The sequence below is a fragment of the Streptomyces sp. NBC_00306 genome (assembly GCF_036169555.1).
GTDB lineage: Bacteria > Actinomycetota > Actinomycetes > Streptomycetales > Streptomycetaceae > Streptomyces > Streptomyces achmelvichensis.
Map to the genome: position 1 here is coordinate 7388727 of NZ_CP108032.1, position 21372 is coordinate 7410098.

16 protein-coding genes are annotated in these 21372 nt (G+C 71.1%); 12 read left to right on the forward strand and 4 right to left on the reverse strand.

From position 1 onward, the window contains the following. The first annotated feature begins 109 nt into the window (after positions 1-109). From OHA05_RS33055 to OHA05_RS33085, 7 genes are all read left to right on the forward strand, one after another. Positions 110-1315, forward strand: a complete 1206-nt coding sequence (locus OHA05_RS33055) for an ATP-grasp domain-containing protein (protein ID WP_313948773.1) — start codon at positions 110-112, stop codon at positions 1313-1315. Beyond that, positions 1312-3090, forward strand: coding sequence for an IucA/IucC family protein (locus OHA05_RS33060; protein ID WP_328862575.1), 1779 nt, complete (start codon positions 1312-1314; stop codon positions 3088-3090). Before OHA05_RS33055 ends, OHA05_RS33060 begins: the two co-directional genes overlap by 4 nt. 6 nt (positions 3091-3096) lie before the next feature. Beyond that, a complete protein-coding gene (locus OHA05_RS33065; RefSeq protein ID WP_328862576.1) occupies positions 3097-4854 on the forward strand; it encodes an IucA/IucC family protein in 1758 nt (585 codons plus the stop codon). After that, entirely contained in the window at positions 4851-6113 is a 1263-nt protein-coding gene (locus OHA05_RS33070; protein WP_328862577.1) for a type III PLP-dependent enzyme, read from the forward strand. Before OHA05_RS33065 ends, OHA05_RS33070 begins: the two co-directional genes overlap by 4 nt. Positions 6114-6188: 75 nt before the next feature. Further along, on the forward strand, positions 6189-7175 hold the full coding sequence (locus OHA05_RS33075; RefSeq protein WP_328862578.1) for a D-cysteine desulfhydrase family protein: 987 nt from the start codon (positions 6189-6191) through the stop codon (positions 7173-7175). Between the two features lie 54 nt (positions 7176-7229). Further along, the gene (locus tag OHA05_RS33080; protein WP_313942564.1) at positions 7230-7826 is read left to right on the forward strand and encodes a gamma carbonic anhydrase family protein; all 597 of its coding nucleotides are present in this window, start codon (positions 7230-7232) and stop codon (positions 7824-7826) included. A 158-nt stretch (positions 7827-7984) separates the two neighbouring features. After that, positions 7985-8995, forward strand: coding sequence for an alpha/beta hydrolase family esterase (locus tag OHA05_RS33085; RefSeq protein ID WP_328862579.1), 1011 nt, complete (start codon positions 7985-7987; stop codon positions 8993-8995). Between the two features lie 145 nt (positions 8996-9140). On the opposite strand, the gene OHA05_RS33090 is transcribed toward OHA05_RS33085, so the two are convergent. Continuing rightward, a complete protein-coding gene (locus tag OHA05_RS33090; RefSeq protein ID WP_313942562.1) occupies positions 9141-9527 on the reverse strand; it encodes a helix-turn-helix transcriptional regulator in 387 nt (128 codons plus the stop codon). Positions 9528-9654: 127 nt separating this feature from the next. Here OHA05_RS33090 and OHA05_RS33095 point away from each other — a divergent pair, with 127 nt between their 5' ends. Then, on the forward strand, positions 9655-10071 hold the full coding sequence (locus OHA05_RS33095; RefSeq protein ID WP_313942561.1) for an STAS domain-containing protein: 417 nt from the start codon (positions 9655-9657) through the stop codon (positions 10069-10071). A gap of 15 nt (positions 10072-10086) precedes the next feature. Here the strand turns inward: OHA05_RS33095 and OHA05_RS33100 are convergent, their stop codons facing one another. Further along, positions 10087-11448, reverse strand: coding sequence for an MBL fold metallo-hydrolase (locus OHA05_RS33100; RefSeq protein WP_328862580.1), 1362 nt, complete (start codon positions 11446-11448; stop codon positions 10087-10089). 265 nt (positions 11449-11713) lie between these two features. Between OHA05_RS33100 and OHA05_RS33105 the strand changes: the two genes are divergently transcribed. From OHA05_RS33105 to OHA05_RS33115, 3 genes are all read left to right on the forward strand, one after another. Then, complete coding sequence (locus OHA05_RS33105) at positions 11714-12460, forward strand: SDR family oxidoreductase (protein WP_313942559.1); 747 nt, start codon at positions 11714-11716, stop codon at positions 12458-12460. A 102-nt stretch (positions 12461-12562) separates the two neighbouring features. Then, the gene (locus OHA05_RS33110) at positions 12563-13468 is read left to right on the forward strand and encodes an SDR family oxidoreductase (protein ID WP_328862581.1); all 906 of its coding nucleotides are present in this window, start codon (positions 12563-12565) and stop codon (positions 13466-13468) included. A gap of 31 nt (positions 13469-13499) precedes the next feature. Beyond that, positions 13500-14219, forward strand: coding sequence for a TetR/AcrR family transcriptional regulator (locus OHA05_RS33115; RefSeq protein ID WP_328862582.1), 720 nt, complete (start codon positions 13500-13502; stop codon positions 14217-14219). Between the two features lie 321 nt (positions 14220-14540). On the opposite strand, the gene OHA05_RS33120 is transcribed toward OHA05_RS33115, so the two are convergent. Both OHA05_RS33120 and OHA05_RS33125 read right to left on the reverse strand, forming a co-directional pair. Next, positions 14541-14894 carry a hypothetical protein gene (locus tag OHA05_RS33120; RefSeq protein WP_313942556.1) on the reverse strand — a complete coding sequence of 118 codons (354 nt, stop codon included), beginning with the start codon at positions 14892-14894 and terminating at the stop codon, positions 14541-14543. 153 nt (positions 14895-15047) lie between these two features. After that, positions 15048-16646: a hypothetical protein gene (locus OHA05_RS33125; RefSeq protein ID WP_328862583.1), complete on the reverse strand. Its 1599-nt coding sequence runs from the start codon at positions 16644-16646 to the stop codon at positions 15048-15050. Between the two features lie 373 nt (positions 16647-17019). On the opposite strand from OHA05_RS33125, the gene OHA05_RS33130 reads away from it, so the two are divergent. Further along, positions 17020-21312, forward strand: coding sequence for a HAMP domain-containing protein (locus OHA05_RS33130; RefSeq protein WP_313942554.1), 4293 nt, complete (start codon positions 17020-17022; stop codon positions 21310-21312). Positions 21313-21372 lie beyond the last annotated feature (60 nt).

The following is a 21372-nucleotide window of genomic DNA, read 5'->3' on the forward strand; positions in this document are numbered from 1 at the left end:
GGTAAGGGAAGCCTCACCTTAACCACAAGTTCCTGAGGCTCGGTCACCCGGGGCCACGACACGGCGAATTGGCACTATTAGGGATGCCTAACCTAAGCTCCGGGTGGTGATCCAGACGTACCTCCTCGCCCTCAATCCGACCGACTCGGTCTCCGAGGGCTTCCTTCCCGCCGCACGCCGGCTCGGACTCCATGTCACTCTGCTGACGGATCAACCGGAGGCGCACCGGGCACGCCATCCCGACGTCGAGGTACTGGCCTGCGACGTCCGCGACCACCACGCCGTCATCAGCGCGATCTCGGAACGCAGCCGGTCGGAGGCCGGCCGCGCCCCCGCGGCGGTGTTCAGCAACAGCGATCACCTCCAGACCCAGACCGCGCTGGCCGCGGACTACTTCGGTCTGCCGGGCAAGAGCTGGCACACCACGCTCCGCACCAAGGACAAGGCGCTCATGCGGCGCCACCTGGCAGCCGCGGGCGCCGACACCGTACGCTCGGCCGAGCTCGCCCCGGGTCAGGACCCCACCGAAACACTCGGCGACATGCCCTTCCCCTGTGTGGTGAAACCGCGTGAGGGCGTGGCGAGCGAGGACGTGTTCTGCGTCGAGAACGCCGAGGAGCTGGCCCGGCGCTGCGACCAGATCCGTGCGCGCAGACCGGGCGCGGCACTGGTCGTCGAGGAGTATCTGGAGGGGGAGCTGCACACCCTGGAAACCCTGGGCGACGGTGAGCGGCTCCACGTCCTCGGCGGATTCCGCACCGAGTTGTCCCCGCTCCCGTACTTCATCGAGGAGCGCATGTCCTTCGTCGCCTCCCGGCCACCGTCCGTGGAGGACCAGGTGCTCCGTCAACTGGGCGCACTGGGTGTGGGTTTCGGAGCCTGCCACACCGAGTTCGTGGTGGACGACGGCCGTGTGCGGCTGATCGAGGTCAACTACCGGGCCATCGGCGACCAGTGCGATCTCCTGCTGGCCGAACTGCTCGGCATCCCGCTCTTCGAGCACATCCTGCGGACGCACCTGGGCGAGGCATTGCCCGCGGACCTCGGGGCGCGCACCGACGGGGCCGCGCGGCTCGACTACCCCTGCGCCGATCGCGCCGGCACGCTCGCGGCCGCACCCGGGCCGGCCGACCTGACCGTCGGGGACGTGAAGCTGACCTACCGGCCCGTCCGCGAGGTCGGAGAGCGGCTCGAACTCCACCACACCAACCGGGACTTCCTCGGTATCGTCAGAGCCGTCGGCAGGCAACAGGAGTCCGTGGACCGGGTGGTGGCCGGCTTCCTCGCCCGGCAGAGCTGGGAGATCACGCCGTGACGGTCCAGGGCGCACCGGGCGCCGCCTCCGACGGCACACCGGGTGAGGACGCCCTGGTGACGAGCGTCCTCAGCGCGCTGCTGCGGGAGGACGTCGTCGGACTGCGCACCCGTAGTACGGCACTGGAACAGGCGGACGGTACCTGGCTGCGACTGGCAACCGGGGATCACGACGCCCTCCTGATGCCCGTGTCCGCCGCCCGGCCCGGCTTCCAGTCCACGCTCGAAGCCCGCCTGCCCCTGCTGCGGCGTGAGTCCGACGGAGCGGAGCTGGCCGACACCGACAGCATCATGACCGCACTCGCCGGCCTGGCCGACCCGGTCGACCGCGACGGCTTCGACGCCTTCGCGACCGAATGCCGGCAGGCTCTGGCGGCGCTCCGACTGCACACCGCCACCGGCGACGAGGTGACCGCACAGCTCACCGACGCGTACGGCCCCGACCCGGCGCGCTGGACGGGCCTCGCCGCCGGACTCGCCTTCGACACGCCGGCCGCGCGCACCGACCACCCGGTGTATCCGACGGGACGGAGCCGATCCGGCCTCACCGAGGGCGAACTGCGGTCCTACGCACCCGAGTTCCATCAGCGGTTTCCGCTGCGCTGGCTGGCCGTACACCGGGACCGCCTCACCGCGCACGGTCCGACGGATCAACTCCCGTGGCCCACACCATCGTCACTCGGACTGCCGCCCGGACTCGACGACACGCATCAAGCCGTTCCCGTCCATCCGCTGACCGCGGGCGGCCCTCTGCGGCAGGCACTGCGCGACACCGGGCTCGACGCCCTTCTCGCCGAGACGCCGTACCTGGAGGCCCTGCCGACCCTGTCGATGCGCACCGTGGCACTCACCGCACACCCCGGCATCCATCTCAAGCTGCCCCTGGCCACCGCCACGCTCGGGCGGCTCAACCGTCGCACCATCAAGCCCGGCACCCTCATCGACGGAGCGGCGACAGGGCGCCTCCTGGAGACCGTGATCGGGCGCACTCCCCGCTTCCGGGACACCGTCCTGCTCGCGGACGAGTCGACGTTCGTCCACGCCGGCCACGAGCTGCTCGCCGTACTCGTACGCCGTTACCCGGCCGGGCTCGACGAGACGACCGTGGTGCCGATGGCCGCGCTGCTCGGCACGTCCCCGGGCGGCGGGCTCGTCATCGACCGGCTCGCCGACCGGTTCTACACCGGCGATCCGGTCGCACTCCTCGACGCCGTCCTCATCCTTCTCCTCGACTGGCAGACCACGCTGTTCGGACATGGCATCGCCCTCGAATCCCACGGGCAGAACATCTCGCTGCTGCTCGACCGCAACAGCGGCCGCACCCGGCTGAGGCTGCTGTTCAAGGACAACGACGGCCCCCGCGTCAACGCGGCCCGGATGCGGGCATCGCTGGGCCAGGACGCCCCGGCCCGGGAGGAGTTCGACGACCCCAGAATCTTCACGGACAGCGACGAACCGGTCCTGGACCTGTTCACCACCATCACCGTCCATCTGTGTGCGGGCGCCTACGCCTTCGGTCTCGCCCGGCACGGGCGCGCACCGCTCGACGCCCTGCTCACTCTCGTCCGTGAACGCCTGGCCGAAGCATGCGAGCGCCTCGGCACCGGTCCCGGCCAGGCAGGAGCCGTTCTGCGCGCCCATGTCCTCGACGCGACGGACCTGCCCGTCAAGGCGATGGTCACGGCAGGCACACTTCTGTCCAAGGACAGATCGGGGGCGTCGGACATCAACAAGCACTACAGCACGGGCCCCAACTATCTGCTGCGGGGAGCGTGACCTGCGATGACGAGCATCACCCCGGACCGTCCCGCCCATTCGGCCGAGCCGCCGAGCGAACTTCCCACGGCCGAGGAGGCCGTGGCGCACACCCTCCTCAACTGCCTGCTGCGGGAGGTGTCGGGCCCCGAGCATCAGACGGCGGTCATCGACGGCCACCTGCTGCTGAGGCTGCCGCGACGCGGTGTACTGCTCCGTGTGGCGGTGCGCCGGACCTCGCTCATCGGCGCCCATCGCTTCACCGGGCCGGTCACCGAGGAGAGCGGCGCGGGCTGGTCCCCCGTCGGCTGGCGGCGGCTCGCCGAATACGTGCAGTCCGAACTGTCCCTGCGCACCGGCGCGTCCAACGACGAGTTCCTGGATCAGATGGCCGCCGGTCACCGCGGAGTCGCCGCCGCGCTCTCCGCCCGCGTCCCCCGCACGCGGGCGCCGCACGGTGACCCGCTCGCCACCTACCTCGCCTCCGAACAGTCGCTCGTCCTCGGCCATCGCTTCCACCCCACACCGAAGGCGCACAGCGGCGACCCGGGGGCCTGGGCCTCCTTCGCCCCGGAGACCGGCGGGTCCTTCCCGTTGCGTCTGCTGGCCGTCCGGAGCCATCTGATCGCGCAGGAGTGCGCCGAACCCGGCGCCACCGACCCGCTGGACCGGCTGGGAGCCGTCCCCGAGGGGTACCGGCTGCTCCCTGCCCACCCGTGGCAGTACGACCAACTCGCCGCACGTCCCGCTCTGCGCGCGGCGCTCGGACGGGGCGACATTCTCGATCTCGGCACCGGAGAACGGCAGTTCACCCCGACGGCCTCCGTGCGCACCCTGTACGACGGTGACACGTTCCTGAAGTTCAGCCTCAACATCCGCATCACCAACTGCGTGCGCAAGAACGCCCATTACGAACTCTCCGGCGCGGTGGCCCTCACCCGGCTCCTCGGCCCCGTGTTCGGCGATCTCGCCGCGCGATTCCCCGGCTCGGGCATGCTCCGGGAACCGGCCTACCGCAGCATCGCCCTGCGCGGCCCGGACGGCTCCGCCGACCGCGCACTGCTGGAGGGCTTCGGCGTCATCGTCCGGGAAGGGCTCGGACGTTGGCTGCGGCCCGGTGTCACGCCCCTGCTCGCCGCTGCCGTCGCCGACGAATATCCGTCCGGTCCCGGCCATGTCTCCGGCCTGTCCGCCGCCACGGACCCCACGGCCGCCCTCGCCTGGTGGCGTGACTATCTGCGGCTGCTCGTCCCACCCGTCCTGGCCGCCTACTTCGACCACGGGGTCGTCCTCGAACCCCATCTGCAGAACGTGGTGGTCGCAGTGGACACCGACGGCAGGCCCGCCCAGATCCTCTTCCGTGACCTGGAGGGGACCAAGCTGGTGCCCGAGCACTACGCCCGCACGCTCGCCGCCCTGCCCGCCGAGGTCGCCGGGCCCCTCACCTACGACGCCCGGCGCGGCTGGGACCGTGTCGTCTACTGCCTGATCGTCAATCACATCGCGGAGATGCTCGCCGCACTCGCCGATCTGCATCCGCAGACCGAGGCCGCCCTGTGGTCGCTCGTCCGGCGCACGCTCACGGAGTACGCCGACGAGCACGGGTGCCCGCCCCGGCTGAGCGCCCTGCTGGCGGGCGTACCGCTGCCCGCCAAGGCGAATCTGCTCGCCCGCTGGGAGCGTGCCGCCGACCGCGACGCCGGCTATGTCCGGCTGCCCTCGCCCCTCGCCGAGGATGTGCTGTCCGAGGCGACCCGGGCCGACGCCCACCGGAGTTCCCGATGACCCTGTTGACCGACGCCGTACGCGACCTCGCGCTGTCGCTTCCCGCCGACCGGCTGCCGGCCTATGTGTACGACCTCGACGCACTGTGCGAGCACGCGGCCTTCGTCCGGTCGGTCCTGCCGGAACGCGTCGAGCTGTACTACGCGGCCAAGGCCAATCCGGAAGCGGAGATCCTGACCGCTCTCGCGCCGTACACGGACGGCTTCGAGGTCTCCTCCGGCGGTGAACTCGCCCATGTCGCGAAGGCAGTCCCGGGGCACGCGCTCGCTTTCGGCGGGCCCGGCAAGACCGCCGCGGAGATCGAATCCGCCCTGCTGCTCGGGGTGGAGCGGTTCCATGTCGAGAGCGCCTACGAACTCCGTATGCTCGCGGACCTCGCCGAACGACTGGTTCCTCGGGTCCGCATCGGCGTCCTGCTCCGCTTCAACCTGCCGGTTCCCTCGGACTACCTGGAGTCAAGCGCCCTGGCGATGGGCGGCAGGGCCGCGCCGTTCGGGATCGACCCGTCGCAGGCCGAGGGCCTGGTCCGGCAGTTGACCGACGGCAGCCTCCCGCATCTCGAACTGCACGGTGTGCACGCGCATTTGGCCAGCGGCCTGACTGCGCAGCCCCAGCTCGCGGTCACCGAGTCCGTCGTCGACTGGGCAGCGGAGCTCGCCGCGCGTCACCGCGTCGCCCTGCGGGAGGTCAACGTGGGCGGTGGGATGACCGTCGACTACGCCGACCCGGACGCCCGGTTCGACTGGGCCGCCTTCGGCGCCGGTCTCGCCCGCATCGCCGACGACCACCCCGGCCTCGTGCTGCGCATCGAACCGGGCCGTGCCCTCACCGCCTACTGCGGCTGGTACGCCACCGACGTGCTGGACGTGAAGCACAGCCACGGTGAGGACTTCGCGGTCGTGCGCGGCGGGACCCACCATCTGCGCACCCCTGCCACCAAGGGGCACGACCAGCCGTGCGCCGTCCTGTCCGTCGACACCTGGCCGCACCCCTGGCCACGGGCTGCGGTGGGCGGTGGCCCGGTCACCTTCGTGGGTCAGCTCTGTACGCCGAAGGACGTCCTGGCGCGCGGGGTGCCCACGGCAGGACTGCGGTCGGGCGACCGGGTGGTGTTCGCGCTGGCCGGGGCGTACGCGTGGAACATCTCGCACCACGATTTCCTGATGCATCCCCGGCCGGGCTTTCACTTCCTGGGCACCGCCGCGGTTCCCCCGCGTGCGCCGGGAGCCGCCGAGCCGTCGGCCGGCGTGCGCGGGTAGATTTCCGGCGGGGGCGGGTCGCGTACGCACCGACCGCTCGGCCGCCCGCCGAGGCGGTCCATCACTTTTGAGGAGATGGTGACGGTGGTCGCCGAGGAATCGGATCCGCAGCGGGTGACACTGGGGACCTGGCCGACGCCGCTGGAGCCCGCACCGCGGCTGGCCCGCGCTCTGGGTCTCGGCGACGGTGACCTCCTGGTCAAGCGCGACGATCTCATCGGGCTCGGAGGCGGCGGCAACAAGGTCCGCAAGCTCGAATGGACCTGCGGCGCGGCGCTGGCCGCCGGTGCCACCGTCCTGGTGACCACCGGAGCGCCGCAGAGCAACCACGCACGGCTGACCGCGGCCGCCGGGGCGCGGCTCGGGCTCGATACCGTCCTGGTGCTGGCCGGGACGCCCGACTCGTCGGCCTCGGGGAACCTGGCGCTCGACGGCCTCTTCGGCGCTCGCGTCGTATGGGCCGGTGACGCCGACGCGCGGCAGCTCGCCGCCACGGCCGACGAGGTGGTCGAGCGTCTGCGGAAGGACGGAGCGGTTCCCTCGCTCATCCCGTTCGGCGGATCCAGTGTGCTCGGAGCGCGCGGCTATGCCCTCTGCGGACAGGAACTCCTCGCCCAGGCGCCGGGGTTGTCCCATGTCGTCGTCGCTGCCGGCTCCGGCGGCACCATGGCGGGCCTCGTCGGCGCGCTCGGTGCCGACCGGGTGCTCGGCGTCCACGTCGGCGCGGTCGCGGACCCGGCCGCCACCGTCGCCGGACTGGTCTCCGGTCTCGCCGAGAGCCCGTGCGATCCGGCCGCACTCCGTATGCGTACCGACCAGGTGGGCGCCGGCTACAGCACGCTGACGGAACCGGTGATGGCCGCGCTGACGCTGGCGGGCCGCACCGAGGGGCTGGTGCTGGACCCGATCTACACCGGCCGGGCGATGGCCGGGCTGGTCGCGGCGGTCGAGGACGGCGACATCGTCCCCGGGCAGCGGACGGTCCTCCTGCACACCGGTGGGATGCCGGGCCTCTTCGGCCACGCGGCGACCATCGCCCGGGCGGAAGCGGAACTCGGCTGAGCGCCGCGGTCGACGGTCCGGCCCGATCCGAACGACAGCCCTTAGGCTCGACGCATGCTGTACGAGCACCGCGGCAGACGGCCCGTCGTCCCTGAGTCCGCCTATGTCGCGCCCTCCGCCGTCCTGTGCGGAGCGGTCGTCCTGGGCGAGCGGGCACGTGTTCTTCACGGTGCCGTTCTCACCGCCGAGGACGGCGACGTACGCATCGGCGCGGACGTGGTGGTGATGGAGAACGCCCTCGTCCGCGGACGGGCCGAGCATCCGGCCGTCATCGGTGACGCGGTCCTGATCGGCCCGCACGCCCACATCAACGGAGCGGTTGTCGAGGACGAGGTCTTCGTGGCCACGGGCGTCTCGATGTTCCCCGGCTCCGTGGCCGGCGCGGGTTCCGAGCTGAGGATCAACAGCGTTCTCCAGGTCAACTCGCGGCTCCTGCCCGCGACGGTCCTGCCGATCGGGTGGATCGCGGTCGGTGATCCGGCCGAACTGTTCTCACCGGACCGGCACGACGAACTGTGGGAGGTCCAGCGCGGGCTCGACTTCCCGGGAACGGTCTACGGGCTGCCGCGCGGCACCTCGATGCGTGAGGTGATGGCGCGTCAGTCCCGCTTCTACGGCGCCCATATGGACGACCGTCGCGTCGACGACTGACGGCGTCCCCGCCCCACGTCGGTGCCTGGGCGCCGATCCGCCGAGAACAGAAAGAACTCAAGCTGTACGGCGGTCGGCATGTCGTCGAAAGTCTCCTCCACCACGTCGACTTCACCAGCCACGTCCGCACCCGCGGACCGATGCGGAGGACATGACGCATGCTCGCGATCAGCAGACACCTGAGGTTTGCACGAGCCGCCGCGACTGCCACGGCACTCACCGCACTGGGAGTGCCCGCTCTCCCCGGGGCCGCACACGCGGCACCCGGCCAGGCACCGAACCAGGTGCCGTACACGACCTCGTACCGGGCGCCGGACCGGCTCGACGAGCCGGTCAGGACCACCGGTTGCCGCACGGCACCCGTGGTGCCGCCCGGTGTCACGACCGCGCAGGAGATGGAGTCCGGGGGTGTGGCCCGTACCTACACCGTCCATCTGCCGAAGCGCTACGACCCCCGGCGCAGCTACCCGGTGGTCCTCTCCTTCCACGGTCACAAGCGCACATCGCAGTGGCAGGAGGAGCTCTCCGGCTTCTCGGCCCTGGACACGATCGCGGTCTACCCGCAGGGCCTGATCGGTACCGACGGGGAGTCCGCCTGGCAGGGCGCACCGTATTCCGCCCCGGTGGACGACGTCCGCTTCACCAGCGACCTTCTCGACCGGCTGCAGCGGCAGTTCTGCGTGGACAACAAGCGCATCTACGCTGCCGGAAAGTCGAACGGGGGCGGCTTCGTCGGCGTGCTGGCGTGCCGCATGCCCGGTCGGATCGCCGCCTTCGCCCCGGTGGCCGGCGCGTACTACCCGCAGGGCGGACCGTGCGGACCGTCCCGCCCCACCTCGGTGATCGCCTTCCATGGCACGGCCGACGCGACCATTCCGTACGAGGGGAACCCGGCCAAGGGGCTTCCCGCGCTGCCCGACTGGCTCGCGGACCGGGCCGGGCTCAACGGATGCCGGCCGGAAGCGAAGTCCTCCCGTCCCCACCCGCAGGTGGAGGTCCAGCGCTGGACCGGCTGCGACAAGTCGTCGCGCCTCGTGCACTACCGCGTCGAAGGTGCCGGGCATGTGTGGCCCAGCACCGGCCCCAACAATGATTCGAGCACGCCCACGGTGATCGACGCGACGCCCGTGATCTGGAAGTTCTTCCGGGGCAGCACGCTGAGGCGCTGACCGGTACTGGTCGGTGCGGCGCACGGACGGGGCGGTACGGGACGCCGCCCCGTCCGTGCGCGACCGGCGGGGCAGCCCCTATGGCGCTTCTTCAGGAGCAGCCGACGACGCTCGGCTCAGGTCACTCGCACCCCGTGAGGCCGCTTCAGGACATTCGTCCGTCCGCGTCGACGGACTCCTGCCGACCGCTCTCGGGCTGGGCCCCATCACTCGCACCGCTGTCGTCACCGGCCAGGTGCGGGGGTGTCGCCAGGATGTCCAGCAAGGGGGCGATGTCCCTGTGTTCCTCCGCGGGATGCCGAAACCGGCCACCTCGCATCTCGTACTTGTTCCGCCGGCCCTCACGGGTGCGCGAGAGATAGCCGGCCTCCTCGAGATCGGCGATCACGGCCTGGACGGTCCGCTCGGTCAGCTGCAGTGCCACGGCGAGATCGCGAATCCGGGCCCACGGATCGCGGGAGATGGCCGAAAGCACGCGCGCATGGCTGGTGAGAAAGGTCCATGTGCTGCGGGGCCCCGGTGCTTGTTCCATGGGCTCATCGTACGACGCGCCATGCATGTTTCCCAGTACATGAAATGAGATTCCGGTATCTCTTGACGTGTGTTTGTGAACGGCTCACCATGAGTCACGAGAGCATTCCGTTCGAGGGAGTGGACCGATGGCATCCCCTTCCAGCAGCTACGGGGACCAGGCGCCGGACCGGCACGGCAGCGGTCCGGCCTGCGACAGCCGCCTCGCGGTCACCGTGACCACGGGTGAGAGCGGCCGTTCCCGAGTGGTCGTCGTGGGCGAGATCGACCTCGAGGAAGCTCCGGCCTTCCGGGTGGCTCTCGACTCCGCCCTGGGCGCGGCCACCGGGCTGGACCTCGACCTCACCCGCGTCTCGTTCTGCGACTGCTCGTGCCTTCGCGTCCTCATGGAGATCCACTTCGCCGCGCTCGCGTCGGGCCGGACGGTCGCCGTGAGCGCGGCCAGCAGATGCGTGTGGCGGCTGCTCGACCTGACCGGTACCGGCGAGATGCTCACCGCGGCCGGGAGCGGCCCCCTGGCCGGCGCGGGCGAGGGCGGCCTCTGACCGCGGCCCCGGACGTCAGCCTGCGACCATCAGACCTGCCGACTCCGCAGCCTCCAGGTCGTCGTCGACGGTGACCACGTCACGCCCCGTCGCCTCCAGCAGGGAGGCCCCGATCGTGGCCCGCAGTCCGGTGGCGCAGTGCACCCACACCACCCCCGGCGGCACATCCGCCACGCGGCCTTGGAGTTCGTGGACCGGAATGTGGACCGACCCCTCGACGTGGCGGCCCGCCCGCTCGGAGTCGCGGCGCACATCGAGTACCACCGGCTCCTCGCCGCGCCCACGGGCCTGCGCGAGTGCGGCGAAGTCGGCGCGGGGGAGCAGTCGCAGCATCTCTCCCGCGCGGATCCATGAGCCCGGGTCCCCGGTGGCCGCGGCGACGGGGCGGTCGATGCCCACCCGCACGAGTTCCCGCTGTACCGCGGCCAGTTGCGCGGGGGACGCGGCCAGCAGCGTCACGGGTTTGCCGTCGGGGATCAGCCAGGCCAGATACGTGGCCGGCCGCCCCTCGGCCTCGATATTGAACGATCCACTCACATGCCCCTCGGAGAAGAGGGTGCGGCTGCGCACATCCACGACCCACTCGCCCGCGGCAAGCCGGGCGGCGACCTCGTCGGCATCGGCGACCGGGGGCGCGGTGAGATCCACCGGCGCGGGGCCGGCCGCATTGAGCGCGCCCACGCGCGCGTAGTACGCGGGAACGTCGTCCAGGCCGGCGAGGAGCTGCGACACGAAGGCGTCGGTGCCGAGAGCGAAGGCCTCGTTGTTCCGGCGCTCCTGGCCGATGGTGCCGGCTTGTTCCGTGGGCGGTGAGGAGGCGCAGAAGCTGCCGAAGCCGTGGGTGGGCAGCACCTGGACGTCGTCGTGCAACGCGTCGGCGAGACGGTGTGCCGACGCGTGCTGGGCGCGCGCCAGCCGCTCGGTCAGCGCGGGTTCGACCAGATCGGGCCTGCCCACACCGCCGATCAGCAGCGACCCGCCGGTGAAGACGGCCACGTCGTGCCCGCCGTCGGCCAGGACGTACGACGTGTGGTGCGGGGTGTGCCCGGGGGTGGCGAGGGCCCGCACCGTGAGGTCCGGCTCCAGCGCGACCTCGTCGCCGTCGGCCACCGGCGTTCTCGGGAAGGTCACCCGGGCCTCGGCCGGGACCAGATACCGGGCGCCGGTCACCCTGGCCAGTTCGAGACCACCGGACACGGCGTCGTTGTGGACGTGGGTCTCCGCGACGTACTCGATGCGAACGCCGCGCACGGCCGCGGCGGCGAGTACCCGGTCGATGTCGCGGGGCGGGTCCACCACCAGAGCCGTGTCCGTGCCGCCGCACACATAGCCGCGGTTGCCCAGCCCCTCGGTCCCGAGGGTGTCGATGAAGAACATGAGGTCCCTTCCCTGTGCCGGCCTCGTGCTTCACGCGTGTACCCAGCGGATCGCCCGTACTCCGGGATGCCCCGTAGCGGTGCTACGCGCCGGAGGGGTAGCGACGCTAACGAATCAGTGTTAGCGTCGCTACCACGGGGGCGGGCAACGCCGCTACGGCAGCGGCGGGTCGGCGCACCGGCGCTCGGCCCGGAGGCCGGTGTGCCGCAGACCGTCCGGAAAACCCGTCGTCCCGAGACACCGCTCAGAAGACAGGGAGCACGCCATGACCGAGCAGACCACCACCCCTCGCCGGGTCGCCGTCGTCACCGGAGGGTCCCGCGGTATCGGCCGCGAGGCCGCCGCGCGTCTCGCCGCCGACGGGTTCGCCGTCGTCGTCAACTACGCCGGCAACCAGGCCGAGGCCGAGTCCGCCGTGGCCGCGATCGCCGCCGCCGGCGGCGAGGCCCTGGCCTTCCGCGCCGACGTGGCCGACGAAGCGGCCGTCTCCGCGATGTTCGACCGCGCCGAAGAGGCCTTCGGCGGCGTCGATGTCGTCGTGCACGCGGCGGGCGTCATGATTCTCGCGCCGCTCGCCGAGACCGATCTGGACGTGCTGGACCGTATGCACCGCACCAACATCCGCGGCACGTTCGTCGTCAATCAGCAGGCCGCACGCAGGCTGCGCCGGGGCGGCGCCGTCATCAACATCTCGACGTCCATGCTCGCGCTCCGCCTGCCCGGCTACGGCGCCTATGCCGCCAGCAAGGGTGCTGTCGAGGCCATCACCATGATCCTGGCGCGCGAGATGCGGGGACGGGACGTCACCGTCAACGCCGTCGCCCCCGGCCCGACCGCCACCGAACTGTTCCTGGACGGCAAGGACGAGGAGACCATCGCGCGGATGGCCGCACAGCCTCCGCTGGAGCGGCTCGGCACCCCCGAGGACATCGCCGAGGTCGTCGCGTTCCTCGCCGGTCCCGCCCGCTGGGTCAACGGCCAGGTCCTGCGCGCCAACGGCGGCATCGTCTGAGCGACCGCGCTCTCGGCTCCGACCCCGTCCCTCGTCAGCACCCCGACCTTCTTCAGCACCCCGTCCCTCGTCAGTCCTCTCGACAGCACAAGGAGCTTCGCCATGAGCAAGACCGTCCTCATCACGGGAGCCGGTTCCGGATTCGGAGCGCTGACCGCCCGCGCCCTCACCCGGGCCGGACACACCGTCTACGCCGCCATGCGGAACACCGAGGGCCGCAACGCCGGCCGTGTCGCCGACGCCCGGGCCTACGCCACCGAGCACGGAGTCGACCTGCGCACCGTCGAACTGGACGTCCTCTCGCAGGAATCGGCCGATGCGGCCGTCAGCACCGTCCTCGCCGAGGACGGACGGCTCGACGTCCTCATACACAACGCCGGCCACATGGTCACCGGCCCCACCGAGGCGTTCACGCCCGAGGAACTGGCCGCCGTCCACGACACCAATGTCCTCGGTACGCAGCGCGTGAACCGGGCGGCCCTGCCGCACCTGCGGGCCCAGCGGAAGGGCCTGGTGGTGTGGGTCGGATCCACCTCGACACGCGGCGGCACCCCGCCCTACCTGGCCCCCTACTTCGCCGCCAAGGCCGCGATGGACGCCCTCGCCGTCTCGTACGCCGCCGAGCTGGCCCGGTTCGGCATCGAGACCTCCATCGTGGTGCCGGGCGCCTTCACCTCCGGCACGAATCACTTCGCGACCGGCGGCCACCCCGCCGAACAGACGGTCATCGGCGACTACGAGGCCCGCTATGCGGGACTGATGGACCAGGTGGCCCGCCGGCTGGCCGACCTCGCACCGGCCGACGCCGACGTCTCGCTGGTCGCCGACGCGATCGTCACGGTCGTGGACACCCCGCACGGCTCCCGGCCCTTCCGGGTGCACGTCGACCCGGCGAACGACGGCTCCGAGGAGGTCAGCGTGGTGGCCGACCGCGTCCGGAGCGACTTCCTCACCCGGATCGGGCTCGACGACCTCCTCGCCCCGCACGCCCGGCCCCGCAGTGCGTAACACCGCTACACCGCTTGGTAGCGTCCGGTCGGTGACGACACGTGAGCGCATCCTCGAAGTGGCCGCCGACCTGGTCGACCGGTCCCCGGACGGCGATGTCTCCACCCGCGCGGTGTGCGAGGCCGCCCAGGTCGGCGCACCGGCGCTGTACCGCCACTTCGGTGACAAGGAGGGCCTGTTGTCGGCGGTGGTCGACCACGGGTTCGACAGGTACCTCGCGACCAAGCGTGAGTACGCCCCGGGCGCCGACCCGATCGAGGACCTGCGCAACGGCTGGGACACCCACGTCGACTTCGCGTTGCGGCACCCGAACCTGTACCGCCTGATGAACTCGCCCGCCATGCGCAGGCCACCGGAGGCCGCGCTCGAATCCCACCGGATCCTGACCCGCGACCTGAAGCGGGCGGCGGCCGTCGGCAAGCTGCGGCTGGCACCCGAACTGGCCGCCCAGATGGTGATGTCGGCGAATGTGGGGGTGGCGCTGATGCTGGTCTCCCGACCCGCCACCTACACGGACACGGCCATGTCGCGGCGGGTGCGGGACGCGGTGCACGCGGCGATCTTCACGCCGGACGTCTTCGCCCCCGGCGACGCCGTCGCGGCCGGGGGAGGGACGGAGGACTTCCTCATCCCGGCCACGGCGGCACGCCTCAACACGCTCCTGCGCGACTCGCCCGGCCCGGCGCTCACGGGCGCGGAGGGTGCGTTGATGTCGGAGTGGCTGGACAGGCTGTCGAACACGCAGGGGTGATCACCGGGAGGCGGCCCGTCCGTCGATCCGGCGGAAGCGGCCGAGGAGGCGCCGCGGTTGTCACACCTCCCGCCGCGCTGCCCACGTGGCCGGCCCGGAGTAACTAGGCCGCCGCGCAATACCCGGCGGGCGCACGACGACAGCTACGGCACTCCCCCAAGCTCTTCGAGCAGGGGGGACCCCCACGCTGCGTTGTCGGATCGCCCGGATACGACCGGTACGAGGCCGAACTCGCCCAGCCTTTGGCGGGGGTGCCCCCACCGCCTTGATGCACCGCATCCGACGCCGCGCGCTGATCCACCGGCGATGACGGGACAGCCCTTAGGCCGCCGCGTCCCCGTCGCCTCGCCCCCCGGTGTGCTTCAGCGCCATCCGCGCGTCCACCACACCCGCCGTGAGCGACGTCCAGTACGGGTGCGTGCTCACCGTCACCGACAGGTCGAGGATCCGTCGCCGGAACTCGTCCACCTGCGCCAGCTCCTCGGCCGTGTATCCCGGGCTGGCCGGGAACGAGACCACGCGTTCATTGAGCATCTGCTTCTCGCTCGTCCAGCCCGGTTCCGGCTCCACCGACCACGGCAGCCTTCGGCACAGCGCCCTGTACTCCGCCTGTGCCTGGTGCAGCTCCAGCTGCGCGTCACGGAGGTCGTCGGGGAAGTCGTACTTTTCGGCCACAGCAGAATGGTACGCCTGTTCGAATTCGAATGGCGAGTGCCGGGCCGTGATGTCGCCCGCGAGTGTCACCGGGCGGTTCACTTGGCCGCACGTCGCCACGATCCGGTCCGGCCGCAGGGCCGTCGCGTGGCTCGTGTCGGACGTGCCCCCGCGTCAGCCCGTCCCCGCGGCGGCCGCCGCACGTGCCTCCTCCCGAACCACTACCTCCCTCATCACGCCGGCCGGGAGTGACGGATTGGACGCCGCCGCTTCCACCACGCGCCAGTCGTCATCCGTGAGCAGGCCGGTGATGGCCGACGGCGGCAGGGCCGGATGGCCGGCGGCCGGGCGCCGTGCCTTCTTGTCCGTCAGGCAGGTGATCAGTGCCGCGGCCGGTGCGTCCGCGCGCCGCGCGATCGCGGTGTGTGCCTTGCGGGCCGGCGGGTCGTGCCGCGCGAGATCCGCGAGCAACGCCGGGGAAGCGTCCGGGTTGGCGGCCACCCCGGCCACGACCTGGACGCCGTGGGTGGCGACCATCGCCCGCAGCTGGGTGTCGGTGAGGCCGGGGTGCGGAGCCACGGCCTTGGCCACCTTGGCGTCGGGGTCGGCGGCGAGTGCGTCGCGGATCGCGTGCGGCAGGTCGCGACGTTCGGCCGGCAGAATCCGTACGGCCGCGGTCGGCGACGCGCTCAGCTCCGCCACTTCCGCTGCCGATGCGGTGGCGATCCGCGGCAGCAGCGTCGGGCCGACCCTGACGAGATCCGCCAACTGGGTGAGCACGTCGAGGGGTATGTGCGGATGGTGCAGGAGCCGGCGCCGCACGTCGTAGCCCGTGTCCGTGGCCAGGGCGCGGATGAAGGACTCGCCGAGCGACGGATTCGCGGCGAGTTCACCCCGTACTCCGGGATCGGGATCGGTGGCCAGCCGCGCGCACAGCTGCGGCGACAGGTCGGTACGGGCGGCGAGTTCGCGGCGGAACAGGATGGAGGGATGGTCGGCGAAGCCGGTGAGTGCTTCGACCGGTGTGGCCGGGTTCTGGAGCGCGGCCTGCTGCGTGTCGTGCACCGTGGACTCGTGGGAGCCGTCGCAGGAAGCCCCCGCCCGGAGGATGCAGTCGGGTCGCGGGCAGTGCGGGTCGTGCACAAAGGGGATCTCTTCGCGGTCGCAGACCAGGCACCGTTCGGCGGGATTCGCGTCGGTGCCCGTGGCCAGCACGGCCAGTACGGCCGGTGGTGTCGCCTCGTTGGCCGCCACTGCCCGGCGGACCTCGGCGTGCGGATGTCCGGCGAGCCGGGTGGCCGTCTCCGGCGTGGTGAACAGTGCCAGCTCCACGACGACGTCCAGGTCCGGGTCCGCTGCCAGTTTCTCCGTCACGTCCGGCGGAAGGTCCGGGCAGGAGGCGAGAGTCCACCGTCGCCAGGCATCGGTGTCCTCCGCGAAGCGGCGTGCCCACCCGGGAGGGCCGGCGCCCGCGTCGAGCAGTGCGAGCGCGGCCCGCGGCCGAATCGCCGGGTCGATGTCGGCGGCGGTCAGCCCGACGCCGTGGACGAGCGTCGCCGCGTCGACGTCGCGGCGCGCGGCGAGCGCGAGAGTCTGGGCGCGGCTGAGGTCCGTGCGGTGGGTGAGGGCCGAGGCGAGATCGTCGGCCGCATCCGCATCCGCATCCGCATCCCCATCCGCATCCGTGCCCGCGACCGTGATCGCGATCAGCCGGTCGGTCAGGTCCGGGGGCAGGGACGGGTTGGAGGCGAGCCCGAGCAGCAGGTGATTCACGGCCACATCCTGCCCGGGCGGTCGGAGGAAAGCTCCTGGATTACGGCTCCCGCCCACGGATCCGGCCGGGTGTGGCACCTCCGGGCCCGGAGGAGACTAGTTGGCTCCTTGATCAAAACAAATCTGTCATGGCCGATGTAGACATGAAGTCGCCGCCCGGGTAAGGTTCCCGAGCGGCCGCCGCCGGGGAGCGGCGGCCCGCAGGGGGGCGGAAGCATGCTGGTGACCTCTGGGCTCCGGCGCCGGGCGGCGCCGGAGCTCTTTGTGGGTGTCGCGCGCGCTGAGCTAGCCTTTGACGAATTTCCATGCAGCAGAATCCGCGCGAATTGGGTGGGTTCTCCGGCGGTTTGTGAAGAACTGGAACGAGGTTGGCATGGTTGAGAAGTCCGTAGCCCGTCCCGCGGGGGGCGGGGCCGCGCGCGGCACGGGCAAGGTCGGAGAACCCGAACTGCGCCAGCTGCTGGTCGGGTTGACGGCGGTCCGTGACGGAGACTTCGGCACCCGCCTCCCCGACGAGGCCGACGGACTGCTCGGTGACATCGCCACGGTCTTCAACGGCATGGTGGACCAGCTCTCGCTCTTCACGTCCGAAGTGACCCGTGTGGCCCGGGAGGTGGGCACCGAGGGAACGCTCGGCGGGCAGGCCGAGGTGCCCGGAGTCTCCGGCACCTGGGCCGACCTCACCGACTCGGTGAACGCCATGGCCGGCAACCTCACCACGCAGGTGCGGGACATCGCCCAGGTGGCCACCGCGGTCGCCAAGGGAGACCTCTCGCAGAAGATCGACGTGGACGCCCGTGGGGAGATCCTGGAGCTGAAGGACACCGTCAACACGATGGTGGACCAGCTCTCGGCCTTCGCCGACGAGGTCACACGCATGGCACGCGACGTGGGCAGCGAGGGCCGCCTCGGCGGGCAGGCCGAGGTGCCGGGTGTCGGTGGTGTGTGGCGCGACCTGACGGATTCGGTCAACTTCATGGCCGGCAACCTGACCAACCAGGTCCGCAACATCGCTCAGGTCACGACCGCGGTCGCCGAGGGCGACCTCTCGCAGAAGATCACCGTCGACGCGCGCGGAGAGATCCTGGAGCTGAAGAACACCATCAACACGATGGTCGACCAGCTCTCCGCGTTCGCGGGTGAGGTCACCCGTATGGCGCGCGAGGTGGGAACGGACGGCCGCCTCGGTGGCCAGGCCGAGGTGCCGGGTGTCGGTGGTGTGTGGCGCGACCTGACGGATTCGGTCAACTTCATGGCCGGCAACCTCACGGCCCAGGTGCGCTCGATCGCTCAGGTGGCCACCGCCGTGGCCGAGGGCGATCTCTCGCAGAAGATCAACGTCACGGCCCGCGGCGAGATCCTGGAGCTGAAGAACACCATCAATACGATGGTCGACCAGCTCTCGGCCTTCGCCGACGAGGTGACCCGGGTGGCCCGCGAGGTGGGTACGGAGGGCAACCTCGGCGGCCAGGCGACCGTGCGCGGAGTCTCCGGCACCTGGAAGGACCTCACCGACAACGTCAACGTCATGGCGTCCAATCTGACGGGCCAGGTCCGTTCCATCGCCCAGGTCGCCGCAGCCGTCGCCCGCGGTGATCTGTCGCAGAAGATCACCATCGAGGCGAAGGGCGAGGTCGCCGCTCTCGCCGGCGTCATCAACACCATGGTCGACACCCTGTCCGCGTTCGCGGACGAGGTGACCCGGGTGGCCCGCGAGGTGGGTACCGAGGGGCGGCTCGGCGGGCAGGCGCGCGTGCCCAATGTGGCCGGTACCTGGAAGGACCTCACCGACAACGTCAACTCGATGGCGAACAACCTCACCAACCAGGTCCGCAACATCGCCCTGGTCACCACCGCCGTCGCCAACGGCGACCTGTCCAAGAAGATCGACGTCGACGCACGCGGCGAGATCCTCGCGCTGAAGACCACCATCAACACCATGGTCGACCAGCTGTCCTCGTTCGCGGCCGAGGTCACCCGCGTGGCCCGCGAGGTCGGCAGCGAGGGCCGCCTCGGTGGGCAGGCCGAGGTCGAAGGCGTCTCGGGCATGTGGAAGCGCCTCACCGAGAACGTGAACGAACTGGCCGGGAACCTCACCCGACAGGTCCGCGCCATCGCCGAGGTCACCAGCGCGGTCGCCGAGGGCGACCTGACCCGGTCCATCACCGTCGACGCCTCCGGCGAGGTCGCCGAACTCAAGGACAACATCAACTCGATGGTGGGGTCCCTGCGCGAGACGACACGGGCCAACCAGGAACAGGACTGGCTCAAGACCAACCTGGCGAGAATCTCCGGTCTGATGCAGGGCCACCGCGACCTCGCCGTGGTCGCCGAGAACATCATGGACGAGCTCACCCCGCTGGTGAACGCCCAGTACGGCGCGTTCTACCTCGCCGTCGACGGTCGGCAGGGCACGGAACTCACCCTGGTCAGCGCCTACGGCCGTCCCGCCGGATCCTTCGAGGTCACCCGGTTCGCGCTCGGGGAGTCCCTGGTCGGCCAGGCGGCCCGAAGCCGCCGGGTGATCGCGGCGGACGGCGTTCCCGGCGACTACGTCACCCTCTCCTCCGGCTTGGGCAAAGCCGCGCCCGGCAGCCTGATCGTGCTGCCCATCCTGGTCGAGGAACAGGTCCTCGGCGTCATCGAACTCGCCTCCTTCACCGCCTTCACCGCCCTCCACCGCGACTTCCTCGAACGGCTCATGGCGACCGTGGGCGTGAACGTGAGCACCATCGTCGCCAACGCCCGCACCGACGAGCTGCTGGGCGAGTCCCAGCGCCTGACGGGCGAGCTCCAGGCCCGCTCCGAGGAACTCCAGGTCCAGCAGGAGGAGTTGCAGCGCTCCAACGCCGAACTGGAGGAGAAGGCGGCGCTGCTGGTCGAGCAGAACCGGGACATCGAGGCCAAGAACCTGGAGATCGAACAGGCCAGGGGAGAGCTCGAGACCCGCGCCCAGCAGCTCTCGCTCACCTCGAAGTACAAGTCGGAGTTCCTGGCCAACATGAGCCATGAGCTGCGTACGCCGCTCAACAGCCTCCTCATCCTGGCCCAGTTGCTGTCCCAGAACCCCACCAGGAACCTCACGCCCAAGCAGGTCGAGTACGCGGGCATCATCCACTCCGCGGGCTCCGACCTCCTCCAGCTGATCAACGACATCCTGGACCTGTCCAAGGTCGAGGCCGGCAAGATGGACATCAACCCCGAACGGGTCTCGCTGCGCCGGCTGCTGGAGTACGTCGAGGCCACCTTCCGGCCGCTGACCACGCAGAAGAGCCTCAACTTCACCATCACCACGGCCCCCGGCGCACCGTCCGACCTGCTCACGGACGACTCACGGCTGCGTCAGGTGCTGCGCAATCTGCTGTCCAACGCGGTCAAGTTCACCGAACGGGGCAGCGTCGAGCTGCGGATCGAACCGGCCGCGGACAGCGAACTGCCTCGGGCCCTTCCCCGCGGCGGTCCGGTCGTCGCGTTCCGTGTCCGGGACACCGGGATCGGCATCGCCGAGCAGCAACTCGAGGCGATCTTCGGCGCCTTCCAGCAGGCCGACGGCACCACCAGCCGCAAGTACGGCGGCACCGGGCTCGGACTCTCCATCAGCCGTGAGATCGCGTATCTGCTCGGCGGCGCCGTCACGGCCGAGAGCGCGCCGGGCCAGGGCAGCACGTTCACGCTGTATCTGCCCGTGACGCACACCGAGTTCAAGGACCGCGCCCTGCCCCGCCAGATCAGTGCCGAGCCGCACGGTGAGAAGGCGGTGGAGCCCGGTGCGCGGACCGCCCGTATCGCCATCGAGCCGCCCCAGCGCCGCCGGCGCCTGCTGGTCATCGAGGAGCGCCCCCGTGGGCTGATGTCACTGGTCACCGAGAGTGTCGTGGCCGAGTTCAGCGGCGGACGCGAACTGGCCGACCCCCGCGCGACGGTCGACGTCATCGGCACGGTCGGAGCCCAGGAGGCGGCCGCCGCCCTGGCTGCGGAGGCATGCCACTGTGTCGTGCTCGACCTGGACATGCCCGACGGCGAGGCCTTCCGGTTCCTGGAGGCGATGGACGGCGACGCGGCGCTGCGCAACGTACCGGTGCTGGCCCACAACAACCGCCGGCTGGGCGCTGCCCAGGAGCGCACCCTCCAGACGCGCGCCGAGAGCCGGCCCCTCGAACTGCTCTCCAGTCTGGACGAGTTGAGGGAGCGCATCGCGCTGTATCTGTCGGCGGACCAGCCGGGCGACGTCCTGCCGCTGATGCGGATCGAGGAAGCGGCGCACACCTCGCCGCACGACACGGACGCCACCCTCGCCGGGCGCACGGTGCTCGTCGTCGACGACGACGCCCGCAACCTCTACGCGCTCAGCGGCATCCTGGAACTCCACGGCATCCAGGTCCTGCACGCCGAGAACGGTCGCAAGGGCATCGACACCCTCGCCGAGCACCCGGGCATCGACCTCATCCTCATGGACGTGATGATGCCGGAGATGGACGGTTACGCGGCCACCGCGGAGATCCGGGGCATGCCGGCGCACAGCAGCCTGCCCATCATCGCGGTGACCGCGAAGGCGATGCCGGGCGACCGCGAGAAGTGTCTCGCCGCGGGAGCGAGCGACTACGTCACCAAGCCCCTGGACGCCAACGATCTGATCGCCTGCGTCCGCCGCTGGGTCGCCACCTAGGGTCTGTCCGCAGCCGGGCGGAACCTCCCGCCCACGACGCCCGTCCCCTCACCATGTCGC